The organism is Xanthomonas sp. SHU 308 (assembly GCF_000364645.1).
In the GTDB taxonomy this organism is placed as follows: Bacteria; Pseudomonadota; Gammaproteobacteria; order Xanthomonadales; family Xanthomonadaceae; genus Xanthomonas_A; species Xanthomonas_A sontii.
The window spans coordinates 1-5,715 of sequence record NZ_AQOK01000345.1 but is presented as its reverse complement, the minus strand read 5'-3'; the positions used below and the strand labels follow the sequence as shown (position 1 = coordinate 5,715).

Annotated in this window: 7 protein-coding genes and 1 pseudogene; 2 read left to right on the top strand and 6 right to left on the bottom strand. The window is 69.7% G+C overall.

What is annotated here, in order from left to right:
• Window positions 1-303, top strand: a pseudogene (locus D588_RS24635) (NAD(P)/FAD-dependent oxidoreductase); the annotation flags it as partial.
• A 57-nt stretch (window positions 304-360) separates the two neighbouring features.
• On the top strand, window positions 361-978 hold the full coding sequence (locus D588_RS0112075) for a trimeric intracellular cation channel family protein (protein ID WP_026143642.1): 618 nt from the start codon (window positions 361-363) through the stop codon (window positions 976-978).
• A gap of 124 nt (window positions 979-1,102) precedes the next feature.
• Here the strand turns inward: D588_RS0112075 and rpoH are convergent, their stop codons facing one another.
• From rpoH to rhlB, 6 genes are all read right to left on the bottom strand, one after another.
• Window positions 1,103-1,981: an RNA polymerase sigma factor RpoH gene (rpoH, locus tag D588_RS0112070; protein ID WP_026143641.1), complete on the bottom strand. Its 879-nt coding sequence runs from the start codon at window positions 1,979-1,981 to the stop codon at window positions 1,103-1,105.
• A gap of 218 nt (window positions 1,982-2,199) precedes the next feature.
• Entirely contained in the window at window positions 2,200-2,931 is a 732-nt protein-coding gene (gene ung / locus D588_RS0112065; RefSeq protein ID WP_017916160.1) for a uracil-DNA glycosylase, read from the bottom strand.
• Between the two features lie 19 nt (window positions 2,932-2,950).
• Window positions 2,951-3,802, bottom strand: coding sequence for a response regulator (locus D588_RS0112060; protein ID WP_017916159.1), 852 nt, complete (start codon window positions 3,800-3,802; stop codon window positions 2,951-2,953).
• A 7-nt stretch (window positions 3,803-3,809) separates the two neighbouring features.
• Entirely contained in the window at window positions 3,810-4,754 is a 945-nt protein-coding gene (gene ftsX, locus D588_RS0112055; protein WP_017916158.1) for a permease-like cell division protein FtsX, read from the bottom strand.
• Entirely contained in the window at window positions 4,751-5,437 is a 687-nt protein-coding gene (gene ftsE, locus D588_RS0112050) for a cell division ATP-binding protein FtsE (protein ID WP_017909423.1), read from the bottom strand. The genes ftsX and ftsE overlap by 4 nt, the downstream gene beginning before the upstream one ends.
• Before the next feature lie 73 nt (window positions 5,438-5,510).
• Window positions 5,511-5,715 (bottom strand): ATP-dependent RNA helicase RhlB (rhlB, locus tag D588_RS24630; protein ID WP_043084609.1); only part of this gene is annotated, 205 nt, incomplete at its 5' end.

Sequence of the window (5,715 nt, the reverse complement as noted above, 5' to 3'; positions counted from 1 at the left end):
TGGCTGCGCGGCGACACCGCCAGCGTGCCGTTCCGCTATGCCGACTACGGCAACCTGGCCACGATCGGGCGCATGGCCGCGATCGTGCACCTGGGCCGGCTGCAGCTCTCCGGGGTGCTGGCCTGGTGGTTCTGGCTGGCCGCGCACGTGTTCTTCCTGATCGGCTTCCGCAACCGCGTGGTGGTGCTGCTCAACTGGGCCTGGGCGTACTGGAGCTACCAGCGCGCCGCGCGCATCATCCTCGGCGACCCGCCCGCGGCGGAGGACACGCAGGCGCGGCCCGCACCGCCCGTGGACAGGTGACACTGCAAGGCCGGGCTGCGATCCTAGCCGGCCTTTTTGCTGCAGCGCAGTGCCGTTTTGGCCACCTTCCTGTTCCTGCTCGACCTGCTGGGCACCTTCGTGTTCGCGATCAGCGGCGCCACCGTCGGCGTGCGCCACCGCCTGGACCTGTTCGGGGTGCTGGTGCTGTCGTGCGCGGCCGCGGTCTCCGGCGGCATCGCCCGCGACGTGCTGATCGGCGCCACCCCGCCGGCGGCGCTGGCCGACGTGCGCTATCTCGGCGTCGCCTGCCTGGCCGGGCTGCTGGCTTTCTACAGCCACCACACGGTCGAGCGCCTGCGCAATCCGGTGCAGATCTTTGACGCGATGGGCCTGGCGCTGTTCGCGGTCTACGGCACCAGCAAGGCGCTGGCGTTCGGCCTGGGCCCGCTCAGCGCGCCGCTGCTGGGCATGCTCAGCGGCATCGGCGGCGGCATCGTCCGCGACCTGCTGGTGGCGCGCACGCCGGTGGTACTGCAGGCCGAGCTGTACGCGGTGGCGGCGCTGCTCGGCGGCGGCGTGGTGGCCGCGGCGCAGGTGCTGCACCTGCCGCAGCCCTGGGGCCTGGGGGTGGGTGCGGTGCTGTGCTTCGGCCTGCGCTTCATGGCGATCCGCTACGGCTGGCACCTGCCGGTGGCGCGTCCGCCGGAGTCGTGATCCAGCGGCGTGCGGACGGACTTCCGCAGCCGGCAGTCGCCAATCCGCGGGCAGCCCAGGACAAGAAAAAAGGCCCGGCAATGCCGGGCCTTTTCGCGCGTTGCAATCGCTCGCCGCAGGCGACTCAGGCGACGAACAGCGCCTTCATCTTCTTCAGCGCGTTCGCCTCGATCTGGCGGATGCGCTCGGCCGACACGCCGTACTCGTCGGCCAGTTCCTGCAGGGTGATCTTGCTGTCGGCATCCAGCCAGCGGCGCTTGATGATGTCGCGCGAACGCGCATCCAGTTCCGCCAGGCCTTCACGCAGCAGCTGCAGCTGGTTGTCCTCGCTGTCGGCGCGTTCGTAGGCCTGCGAGGGATCTTCCTCGTTGGCCATCAGATACGCGGCCGGCGACGGCGGTGCGTGGTCGTCGTCCTCATCGGACGGCGCATCGAAACCGATGTCGCGACCGGACAGGCGCGACTCCATCTCCAGCACCTCGCGCTCGGACACGTTGAGGTCCTTGGCCACGGCGGTGACCTCGGCCGCGTTCATCCAGCCCAGGCGGGTCTTGGACTTGCGCAGATTGAAGAACAGCTTGCGCTGCGCCTTGGTCGTGGCGACCTTGACGATGCGCCAGTTCTTCAGGATGTACTCGTGCATTTCGGCACGGATCCAGTGCACCGCGAAGCTGACCAGGCGCACGCCCATGTCCGGGTCGAAGCGCTTGACCGCCTTCATCAGGCCGATGTTGCCTTCCTGGACCAGGTCGCCCAGCGGCAGGCCGTAGCCGTTGTAGCCGCGGGCCACGTGGACCACGAAGCGCAGGTGGGAATGGACCAGTTCGCGGGCCGCGTCCAGGTCTTCCTGGTCGCGATACCGCACCGCCAGTGCACGTTCCTCGTCGGACGTCAGCACCGGGATCTGATGCACGGCGCCGATATAGGCATCCAGCGAACCGAGCGGACTGGGGATCGGGAGGTTGTTGGCAACCAATGCGTTGGAAGTAAGCGTCTGGCTCATAGGGCTCATCTTAGCAGTCTACTAATTGGACTGCTGGGTACAGTAAAAAGTTCCTATGTTCTGTTTATGCAACACATGGATCAGGAATGACACTGCATCACAAGCCAATGAAACAATCGGGACGCATCGTCATCCCGTTCTATGACCGCAAAAGTAGCAGCCGGTTCGCGAAAATGGCGTCCACGTCAGGCGACAGCGTCGCCCTGTCCAACCGCGGTTCAGGCGCCGCCCAGCGCCGCTTTCAGCTCTGCGCGCGGCGGCAGACTCCAGTCGATGGGGGCGGCGCCGCGGCGCTTCAAGTACTCATTGGCCGCGGAGAAATGCTTGCAACCGAGGAAGCCGCGGTGCGCCGACAGCGGCGAGGGGTGCGGGGCCTTGAGCACACGGTGGCGGCGGGTGTCGATGACCTTGCCCTTGGCCTGGGCATAGCTGCCCCAGAGCAGGAACACCAGACCCTCGCGCTCGCGGTTGAGGGTCTCCACGACGTGGTCGGTGAAGCCCTCCCAGCCCTTTCCCTGATGGGCGCCGGCGCGGCCCTCCTCTACCGTCAGCACCGCGTTGAGCAGCAGCACGCCGCGCTGCGCCCACGGCAGCAGGCAGCCGTGGTCCGGCCGGCGGATGCCCAGGTCGTCCTCGATCTCCTTGTAGATGTTCAGCAGCGACGGCGGCACCGGCACCCCCGGCAGCACCGAGAAGCACAGCCCGTGCGCCTGGCCGTAGCCGTGGTACGGGTCCTGGCCGAGGATCACCACCTCCACCTTTTCGAACGGGGTGGCGTCGAAGGCGGCGAAGATCTGCCGCCCCGGCGGGAACACCCGCGCACCGGCGGCCTTGCGCTGGCGCAGGAAGGTGGCCAACTCGCGCATCTCCGGACGCAGCAGCCAGTCGCCGACCTGCGCCTTCCATGACGGCTCCAGCTGGATCCGGCTTTCGTCTTCGTTGTTGCTCATCGCTTGCAGGCTCGGGACATCACATCGGTGAGAAGGTCACCGCGATCTCGTCGAGCCGCGCCAGGCGCAACTGGAACAGCACCTTGGTGACCAGCAGGCGCTCTTCGATCGGTTTCTGCACCAGGTCATTGGCGCCGGCGCGCAGCAGCTCGGACTGGGTGTGCGGATTGCTGTCGCCGGTCATCACCAGCACCGGCATGCGCCGCTTGCCGTAGGCGAAGTCGACGCGGATGCGCTGGACCACGTCGCGGCCGTTGAGCTCGCCTTTCAAGGTGACGTCGGTCAGCACCAGGTCGATGCGGCGGGTGGTGCGGCCCAGCGACTCGGCGGTCAGCAGGGCGAACGCGTCCTCGGCGCTGAGCACGTGCACCACGTGCAGCTGCTGGCGCTCGAGCATGCGCTTGGTGGCTTCGGCCACCACCCGGCTGTCCTCGACATAGAGCACGGTGGCGCCGGCCACCGGCTGCGGCTGCACGTAGCCGCGAATGAAGGTGGCCAGCGCCTCGTGGCCGAGCGCCTTGTCGAAATAGTCGGTGACGTACTCGGTGAAGCGGCGCTCGACCAGGTGCTGCTGGGCGTCGCCGGAGACCACGATCACCGGCACGTAGGCCTGGCCGGCGGCCTCGCGCACGCTGCGCGCCAGGGTCAGGCCGTCGCCGTCGGGCAGCCCCAGCGAGGTGGTGACCAGATCGACCGGGCCGGCCTCCAGCGCGGCGCGCGCCTCGGCGATGCTGGCGCAGCCGACCACGGTCACGTCGGGCAGTTCGCGGTGCAGCACGTCGGCGATCAGCTTGCGCACCAGCTTCGAGCCATCGACCACCATCACCCGGGGGGCGGCGCTGATCAGATGCTTGAGCTCGTGCCCGGCCATGTGCGCCTCAGGTGTCGGTGGGCCGCGTCTGGCGCAGGAAGTGGCCGGTCACCAGCCAGGCGCCGAGCCAGCCCAGCAGCAGGGTGCCGAGCAGGACGAAGCCGGCGTGCAACGCGTCCAGCCCGTGCAACACGAAGTGGCTGCCGTAGCTGTCGGCCAGTGCCGCCAGCGGCTGGCCCAGGGCCATGCCGGAGGCGGCGAGCAGGCCCAGCGCCAGCACCCCGGCGCCGAAACCGTACCAGGCGCCCAGGTACAGGAACGGGCGGCGGATGAAACCGTCGCTGGCGCCGAGCAACTGCAGCACGCCGATCTCCTCGCGCCGCGACTGGATGTCCAGGCGCACCGTGTTGCCGACCACCAGTACCGCACCGGCGCCGAGCAGCAGCGACAGCACCTGCACCAGACGTTCGCCGAAATGCAGCCAGCCGTCCAGGCGCTTGCGCCACAGCGCGTCGTGCTGGACCAGGTCGGCCTGCGGCAGCGCGGTCAGCGCGGTCGCCAGCGGGGTGTCGTCGGCCGCGGCCGGGGTGACGATCAGCAGCGTCGGCAGCGGGTTGTCCTGCAGCGCATCCAGCGCCTCGCCCAGGCCGGCGCTGTCGCGCAGCTCGGCCATGCCCTCGGCCGGCGTGCGCAGCGTCACCGCGGCCACGTCGCCACGGCCGCGCAGGGTCTGCGCCAGCGCCTGCGCCGCGGCGGCGTCGACGTCGGTCTTCAGGAACACGTTGATGTCGCGCGACTGCTGCACGCTGCCGGCGAACTGCTTGAGGTTGTCCAGGGCGATCGACAGGCCCAGCGGCAGGGCCAGCGCCAGCGCCATCACCGCCATGGTCAGCAGCGTGGCCCACGGCTTGCGCATGGCGCGGCCGAGGCTGTAGACGATGCTGTGCAGGTGGTGGTCCCACCACACGCCCAGCCGCGAGGGCGCCGCGGCGCCGGCGTTGCGCGCGCTCATTCGGCCAGGTCCTGCGGCGAGATGTCGTCGATCAGGCGGCCGTGGTCCAGGATCAGCACGCGCTTGCGCATCTGCTTGAGCAGCGCCAGGTCGTGGCTGACCACCAGCACGCTGGTGCCACGCGCCGGCAGTTCGGCGAACAGCTGCATGATCTCCGCGGCCAGGGTCGGGTCGAGATTGCCGGTCGGTTCGTCGGCGACCAGCAGCCGCGGCTCGCCGACCATCGCCCGGGCGATGCCGACGCGCTGCTGCTCGCCGGCCGACAGCTGCGAGGGCAGCGCCTTCTCGCGGTGGCCCAGGCCCATGCGTTCGAGCACCGAGCGCACGCGCTTGCCGATCTCGGCGCGACGGGTGCCGCGCAGGATCAGCGGCAGGGCGACGTTCTCGGCGATGCTGCGGTCGGTAAGCAGACGGTGGTCCTGATAGACCGCACCGACCTCGCGCCGATGCAGGGGCACGCGGCGGCCGCGCACCTTCAGCAGGTTGCGCTCACCGAACAGCACCGCGCCGCGGGAGGGCCGCTCGCTCAGGTGGATCAGCTTGAGCAAGGTGCTCTTGCCGGCACCGGAATGGCCGGTGACGAACAGCATCTCGCCCTCCTCGACCTCGAAGCTGACGTCCACCAGCGCCGCGTGGCCGCCGGCGTACTGTTTGCTGACATTGTCGAACCGCAGAACGCTCATCCAGCGATTATGCCGGAGCGGCTGGGGTGTTCGTCCACCGCGCGCCTCGCACGCGGCGGACGGCCGGGCCGGCTCAGGAGCTGGACACCAGCGAGCGCAGCTTGCGCCCCAGGCGGGTCAGGAACGAATCGTTCTTCGCCGCCGCACCACGCTCGGCCTGGCGCGCGGCCTTGACCGGGGTGGCCACGACCTGCACCGGCTTGGCCGGGGCCACGGTGGCCGGCGCGGCACTGCCGTTGCCGGCCTGTGCGCCCTCGGCGCCTTCCAGCGGACGCCCA